The organism is Micromonospora humidisoli (assembly GCF_016900955.1).
Classification (GTDB): Bacteria; Actinomycetota; Actinomycetes; order Mycobacteriales; family Micromonosporaceae; genus Micromonospora; species Micromonospora wenchangensis.
The window spans coordinates 138870-157184 of the sequence record NZ_JAFEUO010000007.1; the positions used below are offsets into that span (position 1 = coordinate 138870).

Here is an 18315-nt window from a genome sequence, read left to right on the forward strand (position 1 = left end):
TTGTCCCGGATCTATCCCTGACGGAACCCACTACAGCGCCGTGATGGTGATGTGTCACCAAACACATGATGATGACGTGTCACCTAAAAATGGCTACGGTCGGTCGAAGTAAGCCGCCCGTACCCCGCCGGGGCCACCAAGGTTCCGCAACCGAGGAGAAGACCACAGCCATGTCCGACGTCGTCACACTCGCCCTGATCTACTACTCGTCGACCGGCACCGGCACCGAGATCGCCAACACGATGGCGGACGCGGCGCAGGCCGCCGGGGCGCAGGTGCGGGTCCGCAAGGTCGCCGAGCTCGCGCCGCAGGCCGCGATCGAGGCGAATCCCGTCTGGGCCGCCCACCACGCGGCCACTGCCGACGTGCCCACCCCGACCCCCGACGACCTCACCTGGGCCGACGCGGTCATCTTCGGCTCACCCACCCGCTTCGGCAACATCGCGGCCCAGTTGAAGCAGTTCTTCGACACCCTGTCGCCGGTGTGGCAGGCCGGTGGGCTGGCGGACAAGGTCTACAGCGGCTTCACCTCGACCGGCACCCGGCACGGCGGGCACGAGTCGACCCTGCTCGCCATGTACAACAGCATCCACCACTTCGGCGGGATCATCGTGCCGCCCGGATACACCGACGCGGTCAAGTTCGTCGACGGCAACCCCTACGGCACGTCGCACCACGCCGCGTTCGGCCCCGACCTCGGCTCGATCGACGACGACACCCGCAACTCCGCCCGCCACCAGGCCGAACGGGTCGTCCGGATCGCGCGGGCCCTGAAGTCCGGGCGTGCCGCCTGACCGGTCGGCCGCCGCCGGCGCCCGACCAGCGTCGAGCAGCCGGGAACCACAGAAAATGCCGTCACGGTACGGCAGAGAGGAGCCACCATGGCACGGTTGGCAGGAAAGACGGCGGTGGTCACGGGCGGCGCGATGGGCATGGGCGCCGCCACCGGGCGGCGGTTCGTGACCGAGGGCGCGAACGTGGTCGTCGCCGATGTGAACCTCGCGGCGGCGCAGGCTCTCGCCGTCGAACTCGGGCAGCGGGCCGTCGCCGAGGAACTCGACGTCCGGTCGGCGGACCAGTGGGCCGCCCTGGTCGTACGGACGGAGGCGCGCTTCGGTTCGCTGGACATCCTGGTCAACAACGCGGGCATCGCCGATCCGGCTCCGCTGGAGCAGTGGGACGCCGCGCGGTTGCAGCGCACGCTGGACGTGAACCTGATCGGCGTCTTCAACGGCATCCAGGCTGTGGTCCCGGCGATGAAGCGCGCCGGCGGCGGATCGATCGTCAACATCGGCTCCGTCGGCGCCCTACAGGGTGTGCCGAGAATGTCCGGTTACGTGGTTTCCAAGTGGGGCGTACGCGGCCTGACCCGGACCGCCGCGCTGGAGTTGGGCGTCCACGGGATCCGGGTGAACGCCGTCCACCCCGGTCAGATCCGCACGCCGATGACCGACGGCGTCGTCTTCGACACGGCCAACGTCGCGCTCGGCCGGGTCGGGGAGCCGGACGACATCGCGAGAATCGTCCTGTTCTTCGCCAGCGACGACTCGACGTTCGTCACGGGCAGCGAAGTGGCCGGCGACGGTGGGCAGATCGCCGGACCGGCCGACTACCAGGGTCTGCCCCGGTAGCGGACCGCCACCCACGACAGCGGCCATCGGACGATCACCGGGCGCACCGGGACCGACAGGTGCTGCCCGTGCGGGACGGGACAGCATCGTCGATGCCGTTACACAAGCAGATCAGTAGGAATAAACACGTCCTAGGTAGCTTTTCGGGGGAGCCGCCGATGATCGGCGGTATTCCGCGCCCCGCACACCGCCGGGCGGCGAATCGTCGAAGAGGGAAAGAGCGAAACAATGAGGACAATGCACCGTCTCGTGCGCGCGGTCGTCGGCTCTGCCGTAGCGCTGGTCATGGCCGCCGGCGGAACTGCGGTCAGCAGCGGTCCGGCGTCGGCCACCATTCCGACGGACCAGCTGCGGCAGGTCTACCTCATCATGGAATACGGCCCCGGCGACAACCAGATGATCAGGTACTCCAGTTTCCTCGCGGCGGTGCGGAACGCCGTGTCGGACTGGGCCGACAGTCGGGGCGGACTGGTGACCCAGACGAACCGGGCCCTGCTACGGGTCACGCTCGAGTACGCAGCGCAGGACGTCGATCTGTGGATCGACCCGCAGAACCTCTACGTCCTGGGCTTCTCCACCCAGCGGGGCGCCACCTACGCGTTTTCCGACCAGGCGGGAACCCTGCGGGACAGGTTCAGCCGGACGACCAACAGTAGCTGGTACGGAGTCGACACCAACGTGCAGACGCTCTACTTCACCAGCAACTACGGCAGCATCGAGGGAGCTGCCAACCGCAGCCGGACGGCGATGCTCGCCAATTTCCAGGACGTCGCCGGCTCGATCGGGTCGCTGGCCCGCATGGAGAACCCCACCGCCAACCCCGGTGGCCGGCAGCAGGAGGCGGCCAGGTCGTTGCAGACCCTGATCGGGTTCGTCTCGGAGGGTGCCCGCTTCAACGACATCGAGGGCATCTTCCGTCAGGGGATGCGTAGCTACAACAATGCTCCCATCACCCTTCGGCATGCTGAGCTGGAGAACCAGTGGAGTGCGATTTCCAGTGCCATTCTGGGATGGAGCTACGGCGCGACCAACACCTACACCGTACGGCTCGGCGGCAACTCCACCCACGTCATCTCGACGATCGCCCAGGCGCGGCAGTACGTACGGGTGGCCCAGTACTGACCCACCGCCTCGCACGACCCGGCAGACAGCGAGTGGAGAACCGGATCCATCGGACGGCCCCGGACCTCGCTGAGGAAGCAGGGACGCGTCCGAGGTGACGCGTTCGGTCTGCCCGGGGCCTGCGGTGGAGCCGGTGCGGTTACGGCGACGCCGACGGTCAGCGGCGAGGCCGGCACCCCGGAGATCAGCGATCCCGGGGTGCCGGCCTCGCCGCTGGACCACGCACCCCTCGCGCGGTGACGAGCCTGTTGAACTGCGTGTTCACGGCGAGCGGCGGTACGGACGGCCCAGATGACCTGCGCGCGTCGTCGTTGCGCGCGCCCACCAGCGACGACGGGCCCGTTTGGTAGCCTCGCGAGGTGAGTTCCCCCCAAGCGGACCGGTCAGGGCTGCCGGCCTCCCGGTAGCCCCGATGCCCCAGTCCCTGCTCTGACGATCCGTGCCGATCCGGTCGGCGGCGACGTCGTTCGAGTTCCTGCGCATCCGAAGCACCGGCAGCGCCAGACGCCTGCCACCCATCACGTTCCCGCTTCGGAAGGCACCCTCATGCCCGTCCTCCTCTACCTGCTCGCGGTCGCGGTCTTCGCCCAGGGAACCTCGGAGTTCGTCCTCGCCGGCCTCCTTCCCGGCATCGCCACCGACCTGGAGGTCTCGCTCGGCCGAGCCGGGTTCCTCACCTCCGGCTTCGCCCTGGGAATGGTCGTCGGCGCACCGGCGACGGCCGCCACTGCCCGCCGGCTCCCACCCCGCTGGACCCTGACCGGGTTTCTGGCCCTGTTCATCGCCGCGCACGTCATCGGCGCGATCACCGACAGCTTCGCCATCCTGGTGGCCTCGCGGATCGGCGCAGCGCTGGCGAACGCCGGGTTCCTCGCCGTCGCCCTCTCGACCGTGACGCGCATCGTGCCGGCCGAGCGGCACACCCGCGCGCTGGCAGTCATCCTCGGCGGCACCACCCTCGCGCTGATCGCCGGAGTGCCCGCCGGCGCCTTCGTCGGCGAGGTGCTGGGCTGGCGTGCCACGTTGTGGGCGATCGCGCTGCTCTGCCTGCCCGCGCTCGTCGCGGTTCTGGCGGCCACGCCGACCCACCCCCGGCAGAGCGCCGGAACGGGGGCCGGGAGCGCCATCGGCCGCGAGTTGGCGAGTCTGCGTCGGCGTCCGGCGCAGCTGAACATCGTGCTGGCCGTGCTGGTCAACGCCGCGACGTTCGGCACCTTCACCTACCTGGCGGCGATCGCCACCGGGCCGGCCGGGTTCACCGACCGCACCGTACCGCTGCTGCTCGCTGTCTTCGGGATCGGGGCGTTCCTCGGTGTCACCGTGGCCGGGCGGTTCGGCGACCGGCACTGGCGACCGCTGATCACCGTCACCGGGCCGCTGCTCATGGCGGGCTGGGCGCTGCTGGCGTTCACCGTCGCCAGCCCTGCGGCATTGTGGCTTCTCGCCCTGACCCAGGGTGCGTTGTCGTTCGCGTTGGGCAGCACGCTCATCGCCCGGATCGTCGCCACCACACGCGACGCGCCCACGATGGGTGGTTCCTTCGCGACCGTCGCGTTGAACGTCGGTGCGGTCACCGGACCCCTCGCCGGCGGTCTCACCATCGAAGCGCTCGGCGTACGCGGCCCGGTCATCGCCAGCTGCGTGCTGGTGATTCTCGCCGTCGGCGTCTGGTTCACCTGTCGAACTGCCTACCGGGAGGATCGAGGCTCACCGGGGCGATTGTCCTGAGGAAGCGAGGATCCTGCCGCTCGGTAGCATGCGCGCATGTATGCGCTCTACGCCTGGGGAAACTTCATCAGCGAGGTCGGACTCGACCGGCGGCCGGCCTGGCTCGACCCGGCGGTGCTCAGCGGCGAACGGCAGATCGTCGACGACGGCCTGATGATCGGCGACACCGACACGCTACCGGTCGACGGTCCCGGCACCCTCTTCGCGATCGATGACGACGACGAGAACCTCGTGCCCGGTAGTGAACTCGTCGGCCGCGACCTCAGCGGTGTCACGTGGCGGGTCTCCCGCATCCGCGCAGCCACTGACGGCACCCGCGAGGACGCCCTGCGCATCGTCGCGGCAGCCGAGGAGGACGGCGACTACTACGAGGAGGACGAGCGGCACGAGTACAACTCGGTCCCGGTCGGCGAGATCGTCACCCTCTGGGAAGACGCTCACGGCCAGTGGACGCTGGCCCTGGTCAAGCTCTGAAACAGGGTGACCACGGACGGCACCCGGCAGCGTGCCGCGCCCGAACGGCGCGGGCGGCGACGGCACTGTGCTGTCGGCATTGTGGCCGCATTGAACCGGTACGCCAACAATGCGCCTCAATCGGAATCCCGGCCGGCCGGGGCGGGTGACCATCGTGTCCACCGCCCCGTCCACACACCGTCGCGCATGCTGGCCGGGTCCCGCGGGAATTCTGGGTGAACGAAAACGCCGTCCCGAATTGGCGGCATTAGCCCGGCATGCTCGATCTACGTCCGCCAGGGAATCCGACGTTGGTCGGTCCTCCACCGACAACGATATTATCGATCACATTGAATCTCCGGTCTGTCGAAGGGGCGAATATGTCCACACTGGTTCGTACGGTCATCGCGGCTGCCGCGCTGGCGTTCGTCGTCGCCGGTGTCCAGGCGGCGCTGGCGTCGGCACCTTCCGGTGACGTGGTCGCCCTGTGCAACCACGCACCCCGTGGTTGCCACAGCTGATCCGCCCGGCCGGCGCGGGTGGTCCGCTCCGGCGTCATGGTGTCGGTGCCGCGCCGCGGCGGCACCGTTCACGACCCCGCAGTGCGGCTACCGGACCAGCACGGCGGTGAGAAGTCGTTCCGGGGTCTCCAGTTGCGGCAGATGACCGGCATCCGGCAGCAGCGTGAACCGGGCGCCCGGGATGGCGTCAGCGTAGGCGCGGCCGTAGGCGGCCGGCGGGATGCCGTCGGACGCGCCCCAGACCACCCGCGGGCTACCCAGCGCCGCCGTCTCGGCTGCGGCCCATCCGCCGATCGGGCCGGTGAGGTCAGCGCGGGGGCCGTGGGGGCCAGCCGTGGACTCCGGTGATCAGCGTGCGCGGCGGTAGTGCACGGCCACCGCACCACAACGGAGCGGCGCCGCCGAGAGCAGTTCGAGCCGGCGCGTGGCGGGCAGTCCGCCCTGGTAGAGGGTCGGGCCGTGGCCGGCGATCCGGGGATGGACGAGCATCCGGTACTCGTCGATCAGGTCCAGCCGGTCCAGTTCGGTCGCGAGGGTGCCGCTGCCGAGCAGGACCCCGGCCGGGGTCGCGTCCTTGAGCTTCTGCACGCCCTCGCGCAGGTCGCCGGCGATGTGGTGGCTGTTGGTCCACGGGAATTCCGTGCGCGTCGTCGACACCACGTACTTGGGTTTGGCCTCCAGCTTGGCTGCCCATTCCCGCATGGCCGGCGGTGCCTCCTGGTCACCCCGGGCGATGACCGGCCAGGCACTCTCCATCATCTCGTAGGTGACCCGACCCCACAGCATCGCCCCGCTGTCGTCCATGAGCCGGGTGAAGAAGGCGTGCGTCTCGTCGTCGACGACCCCCTCCTGGTGGTCGACACAGCCGTCCAGGGTGATGTTCAGGCTGAAGGTGAGCAGTCCCATGGCCGGCGAGTCTAGCGCCACCGACGCCGCCGCCCCGGGTGACGCCGCCGGTCTGTCCCGACGCGACGGGGTGGGAAACCACGGGCGTCGGGTGCGGGCAGGCCGTCCTCATCGGGTTCCTCGACCGCGGCGCTGGCCGTGCTCCGCCCGGCCTCCACGCTCGGCCGACGTCGAGGCCCGCTGTCCGAGGGAGGGAGTTCCGTCCACGTCGTACCGGGCACCCCTACCCGACGGGAGGCCCAAGGAGCACGACGGCCGTGGCGCCCTGGCCCTCACCGAACTCCCAACCGGCGATCACCCTGCTGCCCGGCAGGTCGGCGATCGGCCGCAGGTCGGACGGGCACTCACCGGGGCCGAGATAGTACGCGCCGGCCATCCGTGCCCAGCGGGCGTCGAGGCACAGCCCACGCAGGTGCCGCCGCAGCGCCTCGTCGCCGATCTGGTCCAGGGTCGACTCCCAGCGGGGGTCGACCACGCTCACCCCGGCCTCGACGTACCCGTCTCGCACGAGGCTGTCGCCGATGTCGCACAGGCCGTCCGGAGCGCTCATCGTCCAGGTCGCCGCGCGCATCGCGTCCAGCAACGAGCCGTCCGTCCGCGGCCGCAGGAGCAGATGGGGGTACTGCCGGTAGCCGTCGGGGCTGAGCTCGTCGAGACCCAGCGAGCCGTCCCGCAGCGCCCGGCCGATGTCCCTGCCCCACACCACGGCCCGGTCGTCGTCGGGCCCGGCGGTGATCAGCGGCTGGAGCGCGGCGGGCCGTACGTCGGTGGCGACGAACGCCGACCCGGCCAGGTCGGGCACCCACCGGTCCGGATAGAGCTCGTCACCGCCGAGGTCGCCCGACCTGCCGTCGACGTCGGCCACGAGATCTGCGGGATCGAACTCTTCGAGCGCCTCGCCAGCGGTCTCGTCGTCGTAGTGGAACACCGCGTACGTGCCCGCCGCGTCGAACTCCGCCAACGGCCGGCCGAGCAGCAGGCCGAACGCCTGACCGAGCAGGTCGTCCCAGTGGGACACGCCGTCTCCTTCCGGTAGCTGTTGTTCAGCGGGACCGGCCACCCGGGACCGCTGACCGGTGATGATGCCAGCCCCGCAGCGGGGCCCGCACAACGCCGGTACGCCAGCCGGTTGCGCCCCTGCCGTCCGTGCCCGTGATCCGTGCGTCGCCCGGTCGCCCGGTCGCGCGGCCGACCCTGCCGGTCAGGACGCGGGTGGCGGTCCGTCGGGCCGTCGCCCGTCCGTGATGTCGGCGTAGCCCTCCTTACGCAGCCCGGAGCGGTAGGCGCGGCGCATCACCACCCGCAGCGCCCGCGACAGCCCCGGGATCGCGCTGATGACCCGCAGCAGCGCGGCAGGCGGCCCGCCCGGCGCGTCCGCCGAGCTCACGGCGAGATGCGCCGGCCCCGGTCCAGTCCGCCATCACCCGGGAACCACAGGCCGGGGCCCGCGGCCTGCCCGCCGACCGTCGTCAGGCCGGAAGCTCAGTCAGCGTCAGGCAAGTCGTACCGCCCGTACGCCGCCGAACACGGACGCAGAGCCTCCTCGTCGAGGTGGTCCCGGGCGGTGGCGCGGCCCAGGTTCCACTCCTGCCACGCGTCGCGCCGGTCGGACCCCGACGAGGGTGCCGAGCCGCCGTTCAGTTCGTCGGCGATCGCGGCCAACGCGCAGGAGCGGTACGGCTCCGGCAGCTTCTGCAGCGCCGCAACGGCGTCTGCGGACAGGGTGCTGAGGTAGTGCACATCGATCCCGTGCTTCGCGGCCCGGTTCACGTTCTGTCGGGCGATGAACGCGTCGGGATTGAGCACGGCCAGGCCGATCAGCGCGCCGACGGCCGTGGCGAGGGCGGCCCGGGGCACCCATCGTCCCCGCAGCGGGATCCCGGCCACCAGGATGAGCAGGAAGAGTGCTCCCAGCCACAGTTCGCCGACGGTCACCAGCAACCGTTGCCTGGTGAACCCGTACGCCTGCTCGTAGGCCGCCATCCGGGAGAGGGCCGAGGCGACGATGACCAGGGTCAGGGCCGACAGCAGTCCCAGCAGCGTGCGCAGCAGCACCCGGTCGGACACCGTGGCCCGGGGCGCGATCCGGGCCGCCACGCCCACCACGATCACGGTGAGCCCGGTGACCACCAGTAGCTGCCAGAAGCCGGCCCGGGCGTACTCGGCGTACGTCAGTCCGGCGGTCTTCGCCACGTGCTCACCGCCGCCGAACAGGACCGTCGCCTGGACCGCGACGAAGCCCGCGAACAGTGCGACCAGTCCGCCGACCGGAACGGCCCACTCGATCCGGCGGACCAGCTCCGGCCGCGACTCCGGTTCGGGCCCGGTCGTGCCGGTCAGCAGACCGTGAGCCGCGACCGCCGTCACCACGACGGCGGCCACCGCCGACCCCAGCCACCGCACCAGGGTGCCGCCGTCGACCGACGGGATCAGCACGGACAACACCTCGGCGAACGCCGCGTCCGCCTCGGCCAGCAGGAACCCGAACACGGCCAGCAACGCCACCGCCACCAGCCCGGCGACGGTGGTCCGCCGGACCGCGCCCCGATCCTGAACGTGGATCCTGACCGCGTCCCTGAGCAGCCACCGCAGCGCGGCCGGCACCGAACCGACCACCCGCAGCGGGGCGGCCACCAGACCGCCGACCGACCAGCGATCGGTCAGGGCCACGCAGCCGACCACCCCGGCGGCAAGCACGCACAGCACGAACAGCCACCCCGCCGCGCGCACCGTACCCACGGCGATCAGCGCCACCACGGCCACGGCCTCGCCGGCCCGGACCGCCGTACGACCGGACCACGCAGAACCGCGGCCGGCCGAGACCACCGTCGCGGCGGCCACGGCGAGAGCGGTCAACAGCCACCCGACGCCCGGCCGGTCCCACGACAGCGCGACGGCCGCCACGATCGCGGCACCCGCGGTGGCGGTGATCGCCGCCCGGGACGGTGGCGCGGGCGTTGCCTCGGGCGGCCCGGACCCGGGCGACGAAGGCTTGGTCGACGACGACGTCGAGGACGACGGCCCGGGTGGTTCGCCCGGTGGTGGCGTGGCGCTCGTGACGGGCAACGACATCAGATCCCCTTCGGACGCGGTGACGCGGCTTGCGGATCTGTGTCTACTGGGCGGCGCGTTGTCCGGCTTCGGCAGTGCGGTATGGACAAACAACAGTGGACAACCGACTCGACCGTTTCCGTGGTTCGGCGTTGTCCGCTTTCCGGGGGTGGGAACTAAACAACCGCCGACCAGGCGATTCGACGACGGCCGCTGATAGCATTCGCATCTGTCGTTGGGGGTGGGAAATGCCGCGTCCGGAGCGTCCGGTGGATCCGGGCGAGGGGCCGGCGCAACGGTTCGCCGTCGCCCTACGGGAGCTGCGGCAGTCGGCGGGCAATCCGACGTACCGCGTGCTGGCCAAGCGGGCGCACTACTCGGCAACCGCGCTGGCGCAGGCCGCTGCGGGTGACCGGCTGCCGACCCTGGCGGTGGCGGTGGCGTACGCCCGCGCCTGCGGTGGCGACCCCGACGAGTGGACGGCCCGCTGGCGGAGTGCGGTCGCGGAACTGGACGCTGCGACGCCACCGACGACCGGTGCCTCCGAACCGGTCGGGGACCGGCCGCCCTACCTGGGCCTGGCCGCCTACGGACCCGACGACGCGGACCTGTTCTGCGGTCGGGACCGCCTCGTCGCCGACCTCACCGACCGGCTGGCCCGGCAGCGGTTCGTCGCGGTGGTCGGGCCGTCGGGCTCGGGCAAGTCGTCCCTGCTGCGGGCCGGTCTGCTGCCGGCCTGGCGCGCGGACGAGGAGCTGCGGACCGTGGTGATCACCCCCGGTGCCCACCCGGTGCGGGAGCTGGCGGACAACCCGGTGGCGGGAACCGACGGTCTGCTGATCGTCGACCAGTTCGAGGAGGTGTTCTCCCTCTGCGCGGACGAGTCCGAGCGGGAGACCTTCATCCGCGCGTTGCTCGCGGTGGCGGGCGAGGCGGGCGGCCGCACCCGGGTGGTGATCGGGTTGCGGGCCGACTTCTACGCACACTGCACCCGCGTGCCCGAGCTGGTGGCGGCGCTGCAGGACGCGCAGCTGCTGGTCGGCCCGATGACGCCCGAGGAGCTGTCGGTCGCCGTCACCGAACCGGCGGCCCGGACCGGGCTGATGGTGGAGAAGACCCTCGTCGCCAGGATCATCGCCGAGGCGGCGTCCCGGCCGGCGGTGTTGCCGTTCGTCTCCCACGCCCTGTGGGAGACCTGGCGGCGGCGGCGCGGCGCCGGGCTGTTCCTGGCCGGCTACGAGGCGGCCGGTGGCCTGGACGGCGCGCTCGCGCAGTCGGCCGATCGGGTGTTCGGGGAGCTGGACGAGGAGCACCGCCGGGCGGTCCGACGGATCCTGCTGCGGCTGACCGCGCTGGGCGACGGCACCGAGGACACCCGCCGGCGGGTCGCCCGCGCGGAGCTCGGCGACGACGCCGTCACCGCGTACGTCCTGGAACGACTCGCGGCGGCCCGGTTGGTGACGCTCGGCGAGGAGACCGTGGAGATCGCCCACGAGGCGCTCATCCGGGGCTGGCCGACGCTTCGGGACTGGCTCGCCGCCGACCGCGAGTCGCTACGCGCCCACCGCCGCCTCACCGGTGCCGCCACCGACTGGGCGACGCACGGCGGGGACGACGCGTTCCTGTACCGGGGCAGCCTGCTCGCGGGCTGGGCCGACCGGGACACCGAAGCCCTCAACGGAACCGAACGCGATTTCCTCGCCACCAGCCTGGCCCGGCAGACCCGCGAGCACACCCGCCGCCGGCGGCGGCTGCGGGTCACCATCGGCAGCCTGGTCGCGGGCCTGGTCACGGTCAGCCTGCTGGCCGTCCTCGCCGTGGTGCAGACCGTCACGGCGAACGCCCAACGCGACCTCGCCGTCGCCGACAGTCTGGCCGCCCGGTCACGTGCGGTGCTGGCGGCCCAGCCTGACCTGGCGAACCTGTTGGCGCTGGCCGGGCTCGGCCACTCGGTGACGGCGCAGACCGTGGCCAGCGCGCAGGCGGCACTCTCGGTCCCGATGCACGTCGCGCGGCCACTGATCGGGCACTCCGGCGCGGTGACCGCCGTCGCGTACAGCCCCGACGGCGGCACCGTCGCCACCGGCGGCGACGACGGCACCATCCGGCTGTGGACCGCCGGCCCGACCGCCGCGCTCACCCAGGGCAGTGCCGTGACGGCGATCGCCTTCACCCGGGACGGACGTCTGCTGGCGACCGGGGGAGTCGACGGCACCGTGCGGCTGTGGGACGCGACCACCCACCGACCCCTCGGCACGTTGACGGGTCGCGCCGCGGTCGACACGGTGGCCTTCCATCCGGACGGCACGACCATCGCGACCGGGCACGCCGACGGTGCCGTCCGGCTCTGGGACACCCGCACCGGCCAGTCCCGGCCCGTGCCGGTCGGCCACGACGGCCCGGTGAACGCGGTGACCTTCGACCGCACCGGGCTGATCCTGGCCACCGGCGGGGACGACAACACCGCCCGGCTGTGGAACACGGCGACCCGTCAGACGACGGTCCTCGCCGGGCACACGGGCGAGGTCTTCGCGGTCGCGTTGAGCCCGGACGGCACGACCCTCGTCACGGGCTCCGCCGACGGCACCGCGCGGATCTGGAACGTCACGACCCACGAGTCCCGGGCCAGTCTCGTCGGGCACACCCGCGTCGTGCGGGCCGTGGCGTTCGGAGCGGACGGCCGCACCGTGGTGACCGGAAGCTGGGACGGCACCGCGCGGATCTGGGACACCATCACGCACCAGCCCCTGGCCATCCTCACCGGCCACACCGACGAGGTGCTCGCCGTGGGGACGAGTCCCGACGGTACGACCGTCGTGACCGGCAGCCGGGACGGTACCGCCCGCACGTGGGACACGACGACGAGCAGGTCCGTCGCCACGCTCGGCGGCCACACCGGCTACGTCGACGCGGTGGCGTTCAGCCCGGACGGCCGAACCGTCGCCACGGGAAGCAGGGACGGCACCGTCCGCCTGTGGGACACCGCCCGGCAGGGGCAGCTCGCCGTCCTCGACGCCCGGGCCGGCTTCGTCTTCACCGTGGCGTTCAGCCCGGACGGTACGACCCTTGCCACCGGGCACAAGGACGGCCGGATCCGACTCTGGGACACCGGCACCCGCCGACGCAAGGCCACCCTCACCGGGCACACCGACGGCGTCGCCTCCGTCGCCTTCAGCCCCGACGGCCAACTCCTGGCCAGCGCGTCCACCGACGGCACGGCCCGGTTGTGGGACCTGGCCACCCGACGTACGTCCGCCGTGCTGACCGGCCACACCGGCTGGGTGGACGCCGTGGACTTCAGCCCCGACGGCAGCACCGCCTCGACCGCCTCGACCGACGGCACGGTCCGGCTGTGGGACTCCGACGCCGGCAGCACCATCGTCACCCTGGCCCCCAGGACCGGCCACCTGAACGCGGTGGCGTTCAGCCCGGACGGCCGGACCCTCGCCATCGCCCCCGCCGACGGCACCGCCCTGCTGTGGGACATCGCCGCCCGTCGCGTGGCGTCCGTCCTGACCGGACACACCGCGGAGGTGAACTCGGTCGCGTTCAGCCCGGACGGACAGACCATCGCCACCAGTGCTCGGGACGGCACCACCCGCCTGTGGGACCGCGACCGTGGCCGGACGATCGTCGTTCTCACCGGTCACGTCGGCTGGGTCACGGCGGTGGCCTTCAGCCCGGACGGCAAGACGCTGGCCACCACCTCCTGGGACCACACCGCCCGCCTCACCCCCACCCCGGACACCTGGCCCGCCGAGCTCTGCCGCCGGGCGGGGCGGAACCTGACCGACGACGAATGGGCCTACCACGTCGGGTCGGAGCCCTACCGGCGTCTCTGCCCCGAGCTACCCTCCGGGCAGGGAGCCGACCCGACCGCGCCCGCATCCACCTACCCCGACCTCCGGCCTTCCGGTGGCTGACTGGTTCGGCGTCTGAGCTTCAGCCCGGTCAGTTTCCCGCTGATCCCACCCGCTGTGCTTCGGCGATCGCCGCTTCGACGGCCTGCCGTGCGCCGGTCGTGCGGGTGACGACCTGCATCAGCACCTGCTTGATGCCGTCCAGGGCCTGGAGCAGTGGTCCGGGTTGGCCGCCCTGGAGGATCGTGGTGACGAGCTGCTGGGTCTCACCGATCCGGGTGATGGCACCGCCGGCCGCGTCGCGGGCGCCGCCGACGGCGCTCTGCACCGGCGTCAGTGCGGCGATCGTCTCCTGCGGGGTGGCCTGCTGGGGTACGGCGGCGACGGCCTTCGTCGCCTCACCGATCGACCCCCCGAGCCGCCCCAGGCCGCCCTGCGCATCGGAAAGGGCGCTCCGCACCCGGGCCACGCCCGCCGCGACAGCGAGGAAGCCGGCGCTGGCGGCACGCATCGCCACCTCCTGCGCCTGCCGGTCGGCGGCGGCGGTCAGCCCCTGCGCCCGCTCGACGCCCGCCATCAGGGTCTTGAGCTCACCGGTGATCTTCTCAATGTGTGACACGTGGGTGACGTCCCCAATCGATGACGGCGAACCGTGCACCTGACGCTACCGAAGACACTCCAGGGTCACCAGAGACAGCGGCAGATGCCTGACCCGGCCGACCGGCCGTGGCGGGTGCCGGGGGCTCAGGAACCCGCCACGTTGGCCGGCGCGGTCCAGCCGGTGGCTCGGATCCACCCGACCAGGTCCAGGGCGGCCGGCTCGATCGAGCGCACCACCGCGAGGTCCGAAGGGTGTTCCGTCGCCTCCGCGAACTGACGGAACATCGCCTGGTCGAGCTCGTTGGGAAGCACGCTCAACGGGAGGGCCTCGTACCGCGCCGGGAGCCCGGCGTGCGCGCCGAACGCCGCGGCGATCCGGGGGCCCGTCAGCTCGTCGCCGACGAGTTCGACGGCTCCGCCGGGCGCCTGCGCGGTGTCGAGCAGGAGCGCGGCGGCGACCCGGCCGATGTCCCTGATCGAGATCATCTTCAGGGCGACGTCCTCGGGCAGTGGCATCCTCAGCACGATCTCCCCGTGCTCCAGGCTCGGTGCCATCACGCTCGCGAAGTTCTCCATGAAGGCGGTCGGGCGAACCATCGAGGCCCGCAGGCCGGAGGTTCTCAGGTGCTCCTCGATCCGGTGCTTCGAGTCGTGGTGCGGCACGCCCGACTCCCGGTCCGCTCCGTAGACCGAGTTGAACACGACGTGCGGGACGCCCGCCTCGACCGCCGCGTCGACGAGCGCCTTACCGATGCGGACCTCCGCCTCGACCTCTTCGAGGCTGTTCGCCTCCGGGGTCATGAAGTAGAACCCCTCGACCGTCGCCAGCGCGGCGGCCAGCGACGCCGGATCGTCGGCCCGGGTGGCCGACAGTTCGACGCCGCGGGCGGCCAGCGCCTGAGCCCGGTCGGACTGCGGGTTGCGGACCAGAGCCCGCACCTGCGCCCTGTGGTCCAGCAGCGCGTCGACCACCGCCCCGCCCTGTTGCCCCGTCGCGCCGAAGACTGCAATCGTGCCGGTCATCGCTCTGCCACCCCTCACTAGTTCACGCCATGAACGAAACTAGTTCATGGCATGAACAAAGTCAAGGTGTCGGGTGCCGGGACCTCACGGCGTGGCTGGCGGGTTCGCCGCGGTCGAGGAGAGGTCCGAGGTGTCCACGACGGCGGTGGCCAAGCGCTCGAAGTCGCGCTGGTCGTCGGTGTCGAGGTTCCTCGCGATCTCGGGCAGACGCTCGACCACCTGGGCGTAGAAGGCCTCGGCGAGGACCTTCCCCGTGGGCGTCGCGCTGAGCATGACGACCCGTCGGTCCTGCGCCGAACTCGCCCGGCCGACCAACTCGCGCCGCGCGGTGCGATCGACCAACTGGCTCAACGCGTTCTTGGTCATCCCCAACGACGCGGCGAGGTCCGCCATCTGCCGCGGCTCGTTCCGGACTGCGCAGAGCAGGGTGGCCTGTGCGGGGGTCAGGTCGAACTCGGCGCAGATCTGCGCGTACTTGCGTTGGATCACCACCGAGAGCCAGAAGAGCTTGTCGCCATAGCCCACGCCGGCCTCCCTCGTCCGATGACGAACGGCCAGCCTACCCGTCGCGGGCCGGCAGACCACGCCACTCACCGGGGATGCACACCTCCACGAGACCGGCCGGCACGCCTGCACCACCACCTCACGGTTCACCTGGTCGGAGCGGTTCGCGGGCGGGCGCACGCGAACCCCACCGCCACGACGCGCCTACACCAATCGCATCAAGCCGGACGCCTTCACGACATTGCCGGGGCCCGGCCTTGCCACGAACCCGTAAACCGCAACACCGGATCGTATCTCGTGAACAACGCTGTCAATCCCAATTCGCCTGGCAGACGAAGCCGACCACAGAGCTGGTGGAGCCGGTGGAATCAGTCACCACCACGCGGCTCGTCACAGACTGTCCGATGTGGCAATAATCAAAGTATTGATTCGAGTAGGGGTCGATGGGTAGCATGTGGCCGTCTCTGTACCAGGTGTAGGTAACGGGTCCGACAGTGCCACTGGGGGATACGAGGCAGTAGTATTCCCCCTGTCCGGATGGGCAGCTGTGCCCGGTGATTATGGGGGCGGCTGCTGCCGGGGACGCAGGGGTCAGGCTGGTTGCCAGAATGGCAGGTGTCGCGACCAGGAGTGCGAGAAGTCGTTTCGCAGGTTGTGTCAACTCTACCTCCAGGGCGCGGCCGAATCAGGTGTCCGTGTCTCCGACAATGGAAGCATCTTAACTAAGTCATTTGATGCACGTCAATTGCTGCAATGTTGGGTCGTGCTGCACATGTCCTATTTTCCCGGATCGGAACAAGTGGCATCTTCGGCGCGACCGTCGACTTCGAGAACCATGTCGGGGACGCCGCCGACCCGAATCCACCGGACCAGGAGGTTGATGAGGTGTTCATCGCGAACGTGCGGGCCAGCTGGTATCTCGTCGTCCCGCAGGGCACCGCCAAGCCGCGGGCGGTGGTCCTCGGCGGCGACAACGCCGCCGCCGGCCTGCCCGTGCTGAACTTCACCTGGGATCCGTCGATCAACGCGCTCCGGGCGGTCGACGGCATCGGTTGATATCGTGTGCCGGTTCATCGGTGAGGTGGTCGACCCCGGCCTTCGCGGGCTCGACCGCGGTGAAGCCAAGGCGATCGCCTCGGTGACGTCCTCCGGCTGGGCGACGCGGCGCAGCGGGATGAGGGGGCGCCCCCGTCGAGGAACCCGACGGGGGCGCTGGTTCAGACCGGGTCGGGCGCGACCGCATAGACGCATATGCCGGCCGGGCCGTGCTCGGCGACCCGGTCGCGGGTCAGGGAGTGCATCGCTTGTCAGGCGACGCCGACCGGGAGGGCGGGACCCAGCAGCAGGCCGCCGTCGAGTACGAGTTCGGTCCCGGTCGCGAACGACGCGTCCGGTGAGGTGAGGTAGAGCAGTGCTGCGCTGACGTCGGCGGGTTCGCCGAGGCGCGGGATCGCGAAGGGTCCCGGGTCGTAGAAGTCGGAGATCGGCCGTTCGCCGGGTGCGGCTGGTTCGTGGATGAGGGTGGTCGAGACGACTCCGGGGTGGATGGCGTTCACCCGGATGTTGTCCCGACCCAGTTCGAGTGCGGCGCTCAGGGTCAGGCCCCTGATCGCCCATTTGCTCGCGACGTAGGAGGCGTAGCGGGCGGTGCCGCCGTACGCCATCGTCGAGCCGATGTTGACGATCACGCCGCCGCCGGCCCGTCGCATTGCGGGGGTGACGGCTTTGACGCCGAGGTACTGCCCGGTCACGTTGATCGCGAAGGTGCGGTCCCAGAGGGCGCGGTCGGTGGACTCGATCGTGGTGGCGGGGTTCTGGACACCCGCGTTGTTCACCAGGATCGTCAGCGTGCCGAAGGTGTGCTCGGCTGCCGCGACGGCGGTTGTCCAGTCGTCTTCACGGGCGACGTCCAGGCGGACCGCGAGGGCTCGTCCGCCCAGTTCCGCAGCGAGTTTGGTGGCCTTGCTCAGGCTTCCCGCCGTACTGCCGATGACGACGTTCGCGCCCTCGGCGTGGTAGCTCCGGACGTGGCTCTCGCCGAGTCCTCCGGTGCCGCCGGTGACCAGTACGGTCTGATTGGTGAAACGTGACATGACGTGTCCTTCGAAAGTGGCCTTGGTGAGCTGACCGACTCACCTCACCACCCGAGACTATGCCCGGCGAAGTGGTGAGTCAAGTGACTCACCTCGCCATCGGGCATACTGTGCTCCATGAGCACCGAGCCGTCGGCGTACCACAGACGCGTCGCCGAAGAGAAGCGCGCAGCCATCCTCAAGGCCGCCACCGGCCTGTTTCTGACCGCCGGCTACGACGGAATCTCCCTTGCCAAGATCGCGGAGGCGGCCGGGGTCTCCAAGGCCACGCTCTTCAAGCAGTTCCCCACGAAGGCGGCGCTCTTCGACGCGATCGTGACCGAGTCCTGGCAGGTCGAGGAGGCCCACGCACCGGAGCCGTCGGCCGAGGATCTGGAGGCCGGTCTGACCACGATCGGTCACCGGTACGTCGAACTGCTCACCCGCCCGGGGATGACCGCGCTGTTCCGCATCGTCATCGCGGAGCTACCGCGTTTTCCCGAGCTCGGCGAGGCGCAGTTCAGCCGAGGCAAGATGCCCTACTTCGAGTCGGTCAGCCGCTACCTCACCGCCGCCGACAGGGCCGGCTCGGCGAAGGTCGACGCCCCTGATCTCGCGGCCACCCAGTTCCTCGGGATGATCTCCAACTTCGTCTTCTGGCCAACGCTCCTGCTCACCGACTGGGCACCGCAGCGGACCGCGATCGAACAAGCGGTACGGGAAGCGGTCAGCACCATGTGCGCCAGGTATCAGACCTGACCGCGACCGGAGGCGTCATCGTGAAACCAATGTCCTAGGACGTCCTGGAGGGTGTGGGGCATCAACCACAGGGGCATCCGCCATC

Annotated in this window: 19 protein-coding genes; 10 read left to right on the forward strand and 9 right to left on the reverse strand. The window is 70.9% G+C overall.

Annotation, left to right across the window (positions count from 1 at the left end):
- Positions 1–170 precede the first annotated feature (170 nt).
- The 6 genes from wrbA (at position 171) to JQN84_RS24320 (ending at position 5455) form a co-directional block, all read left to right on the forward strand.
- Positions 171–794, forward strand: a complete 624-nt coding sequence (gene wrbA, locus JQN84_RS24295) for an NAD(P)H:quinone oxidoreductase (protein ID WP_204960871.1) — start codon at positions 171–173, stop codon at positions 792–794.
- A gap of 87 nt (positions 795–881) precedes the next feature.
- Positions 882–1631, forward strand: a complete 750-nt coding sequence (locus tag JQN84_RS24300; protein ID WP_204960872.1) for an SDR family NAD(P)-dependent oxidoreductase — start codon at positions 882–884, stop codon at positions 1629–1631.
- A gap of 237 nt (positions 1632–1868) precedes the next feature.
- Positions 1869–2753, forward strand: coding sequence for a ribosome-inactivating family protein (locus tag JQN84_RS24305; RefSeq protein WP_204960873.1), 885 nt, complete (start codon positions 1869–1871; stop codon positions 2751–2753).
- A gap of 546 nt (positions 2754–3299) precedes the next feature.
- A complete protein-coding gene (locus JQN84_RS24310) occupies positions 3300–4481 on the forward strand; it encodes a Cmx/CmrA family chloramphenicol efflux MFS transporter (protein ID WP_204960874.1) in 1182 nt (393 codons plus the stop codon).
- 36 nt (positions 4482–4517) lie between these two features.
- Complete coding sequence (locus JQN84_RS24315; protein ID WP_204960875.1) at positions 4518–4955, forward strand: hypothetical protein; 438 nt, start codon at positions 4518–4520, stop codon at positions 4953–4955.
- 359 nt (positions 4956–5314) lie between these two features.
- Entirely contained in the window at positions 5315–5455 is a 141-nt protein-coding gene (locus JQN84_RS24320; protein WP_204960876.1) for a hypothetical protein, read from the forward strand.
- Positions 5456–5542: 87 nt separating this feature from the next.
- On the opposite strand, the gene JQN84_RS24325 is transcribed toward JQN84_RS24320, so the two are convergent.
- The 5 genes from JQN84_RS24325 to JQN84_RS24345 form a co-directional block, all read right to left on the reverse strand.
- Positions 5543–5749, reverse strand: coding sequence for an alpha/beta hydrolase (locus JQN84_RS24325; protein ID WP_204961137.1), 207 nt, complete (start codon positions 5747–5749; stop codon positions 5543–5545).
- Positions 5750–5803: 54 nt separating this feature from the next.
- Positions 5804–6361: a dihydrofolate reductase family protein gene (locus JQN84_RS24330; RefSeq protein WP_204960877.1), complete on the reverse strand. Its 558-nt coding sequence runs from the start codon at positions 6359–6361 to the stop codon at positions 5804–5806.
- A 223-nt stretch (positions 6362–6584) separates the two neighbouring features.
- Positions 6585–7379 carry a hypothetical protein gene (locus JQN84_RS24335; protein ID WP_204960878.1) on the reverse strand — a complete coding sequence of 265 codons (795 nt, stop codon included), beginning with the start codon at positions 7377–7379 and terminating at the stop codon, positions 6585–6587.
- Between the two features lie 183 nt (positions 7380–7562).
- Positions 7563–7748 (reverse strand): hypothetical protein, encoded by a 186-nt coding sequence (locus JQN84_RS24340; protein ID WP_204960879.1) that lies wholly within the window; start codon positions 7746–7748, stop codon positions 7563–7565.
- 95 nt (positions 7749–7843) lie between these two features.
- Positions 7844–9265: a DUF4153 domain-containing protein gene (locus tag JQN84_RS24345; RefSeq protein ID WP_204960880.1), complete on the reverse strand. Its 1422-nt coding sequence runs from the start codon at positions 9263–9265 to the stop codon at positions 7844–7846.
- A gap of 16 nt (positions 9266–9281) precedes the next feature.
- On the opposite strand from JQN84_RS24345, the gene JQN84_RS32385 reads away from it, so the two are divergent.
- Both JQN84_RS32385 and JQN84_RS32390 read left to right on the forward strand, forming a co-directional pair.
- Positions 9282–9629 (forward strand): hypothetical protein, encoded by a 348-nt coding sequence (locus JQN84_RS32385; protein ID WP_204960881.1) that lies wholly within the window; start codon positions 9282–9284, stop codon positions 9627–9629.
- A gap of 52 nt (positions 9630–9681) precedes the next feature.
- A complete protein-coding gene (locus JQN84_RS32390) occupies positions 9682–13335 on the forward strand; it encodes a WD40 repeat domain-containing protein (RefSeq protein WP_204960882.1) in 3654 nt (1217 codons plus the stop codon).
- Between the two features lie 28 nt (positions 13336–13363).
- On the opposite strand, the gene JQN84_RS24360 is transcribed toward JQN84_RS32390, so the two are convergent.
- The 3 genes from JQN84_RS24360 to JQN84_RS24370 all read right to left on the reverse strand — a co-directional run bounded on the left by JQN84_RS24360 (position 13364) and on the right by JQN84_RS24370 (position 15420).
- A complete protein-coding gene (locus tag JQN84_RS24360) occupies positions 13364–13891 on the reverse strand; it encodes a DUF6244 family protein (RefSeq protein WP_204960883.1) in 528 nt (175 codons plus the stop codon).
- Positions 13892–14016: 125 nt separating this feature from the next.
- Entirely contained in the window at positions 14017–14895 is an 879-nt protein-coding gene (locus JQN84_RS24365) for an NmrA/HSCARG family protein (protein ID WP_204960884.1), read from the reverse strand.
- A gap of 84 nt (positions 14896–14979) precedes the next feature.
- Positions 14980–15420 carry a MarR family winged helix-turn-helix transcriptional regulator gene (locus tag JQN84_RS24370; RefSeq protein WP_204960885.1) on the reverse strand — a complete coding sequence of 147 codons (441 nt, stop codon included), beginning with the start codon at positions 15418–15420 and terminating at the stop codon, positions 14980–14982.
- 732 nt (positions 15421–16152) lie between these two features.
- Here JQN84_RS24370 and JQN84_RS24375 point away from each other — a divergent pair.
- Positions 16153–16455 carry a hypothetical protein gene (locus JQN84_RS24375; RefSeq protein WP_204960886.1) on the forward strand — a complete coding sequence of 101 codons (303 nt, stop codon included), beginning with the start codon at positions 16153–16155 and terminating at the stop codon, positions 16453–16455.
- A 251-nt stretch (positions 16456–16706) separates the two neighbouring features.
- On the opposite strand, the gene JQN84_RS24380 is transcribed toward JQN84_RS24375, so the two are convergent.
- Positions 16707–17492: an SDR family NAD(P)-dependent oxidoreductase gene (locus JQN84_RS24380; protein WP_204960887.1), complete on the reverse strand. Its 786-nt coding sequence runs from the start codon at positions 17490–17492 to the stop codon at positions 16707–16709.
- 117 nt (positions 17493–17609) lie between these two features.
- Here JQN84_RS24380 and JQN84_RS24385 point away from each other — a divergent pair, with 117 nt between their 5' ends.
- Positions 17610–18230, forward strand: coding sequence for a TetR/AcrR family transcriptional regulator (locus JQN84_RS24385; RefSeq protein ID WP_204960888.1), 621 nt, complete (start codon positions 17610–17612; stop codon positions 18228–18230).
- The last annotated feature ends 85 nt before the right edge of the window (positions 18231–18315 follow it).

Coding starts and splice junctions, on each gene's coding strand:
- wrbA (WP_204960871.1), top strand. CDS start 171: ATGTCCGACGTCGTCACACTCGCCCTGATCTACTACTCGTCGACCGGC.
- JQN84_RS24300 (WP_204960872.1), top strand. CDS start 882: ATGGCACGGTTGGCAGGAAAGACGGCGGTGGTCACGGGCGGCGCGATG.
- JQN84_RS24305 (WP_204960873.1), top strand. CDS start 1,869: ATGCACCGTCTCGTGCGCGCGGTCGTCGGCTCTGCCGTAGCGCTGGTC.
- JQN84_RS24310 (WP_204960874.1), top strand. CDS start 3,300: ATGCCCGTCCTCCTCTACCTGCTCGCGGTCGCGGTCTTCGCCCAGGGA.
- JQN84_RS24315 (WP_204960875.1), top strand. CDS start 4,518: ATGTATGCGCTCTACGCCTGGGGAAACTTCATCAGCGAGGTCGGACTC.
- JQN84_RS24320 (WP_204960876.1), top strand. CDS start 5,315: ATGTCCACACTGGTTCGTACGGTCATCGCGGCTGCCGCGCTGGCGTTC.
- JQN84_RS24330 (WP_204960877.1), bottom strand. CDS start 6,361: ATGGGACTGCTCACCTTCAGCCTGAACATCACCCTGGACGGCTGTGTC.
- JQN84_RS24365 (WP_204960884.1), bottom strand. CDS start 14,895: ATGACCGGCACGATTGCAGTCTTCGGCGCGACGGGGCAACAGGGCGGG.
- JQN84_RS24375 (WP_204960886.1), top strand. CDS start 16,153: ATGTTGGGTCGTGCTGCACATGTCCTATTTTCCCGGATCGGAACAAGT.
- JQN84_RS24380 (WP_204960887.1), bottom strand. CDS start 17,492: ATGTCACGTTTCACCAATCAGACCGTACTGGTCACCGGCGGCACCGGA.
- JQN84_RS24385 (WP_204960888.1), top strand. CDS start 17,610: ATGAGCACCGAGCCGTCGGCGTACCACAGACGCGTCGCCGAAGAGAAG.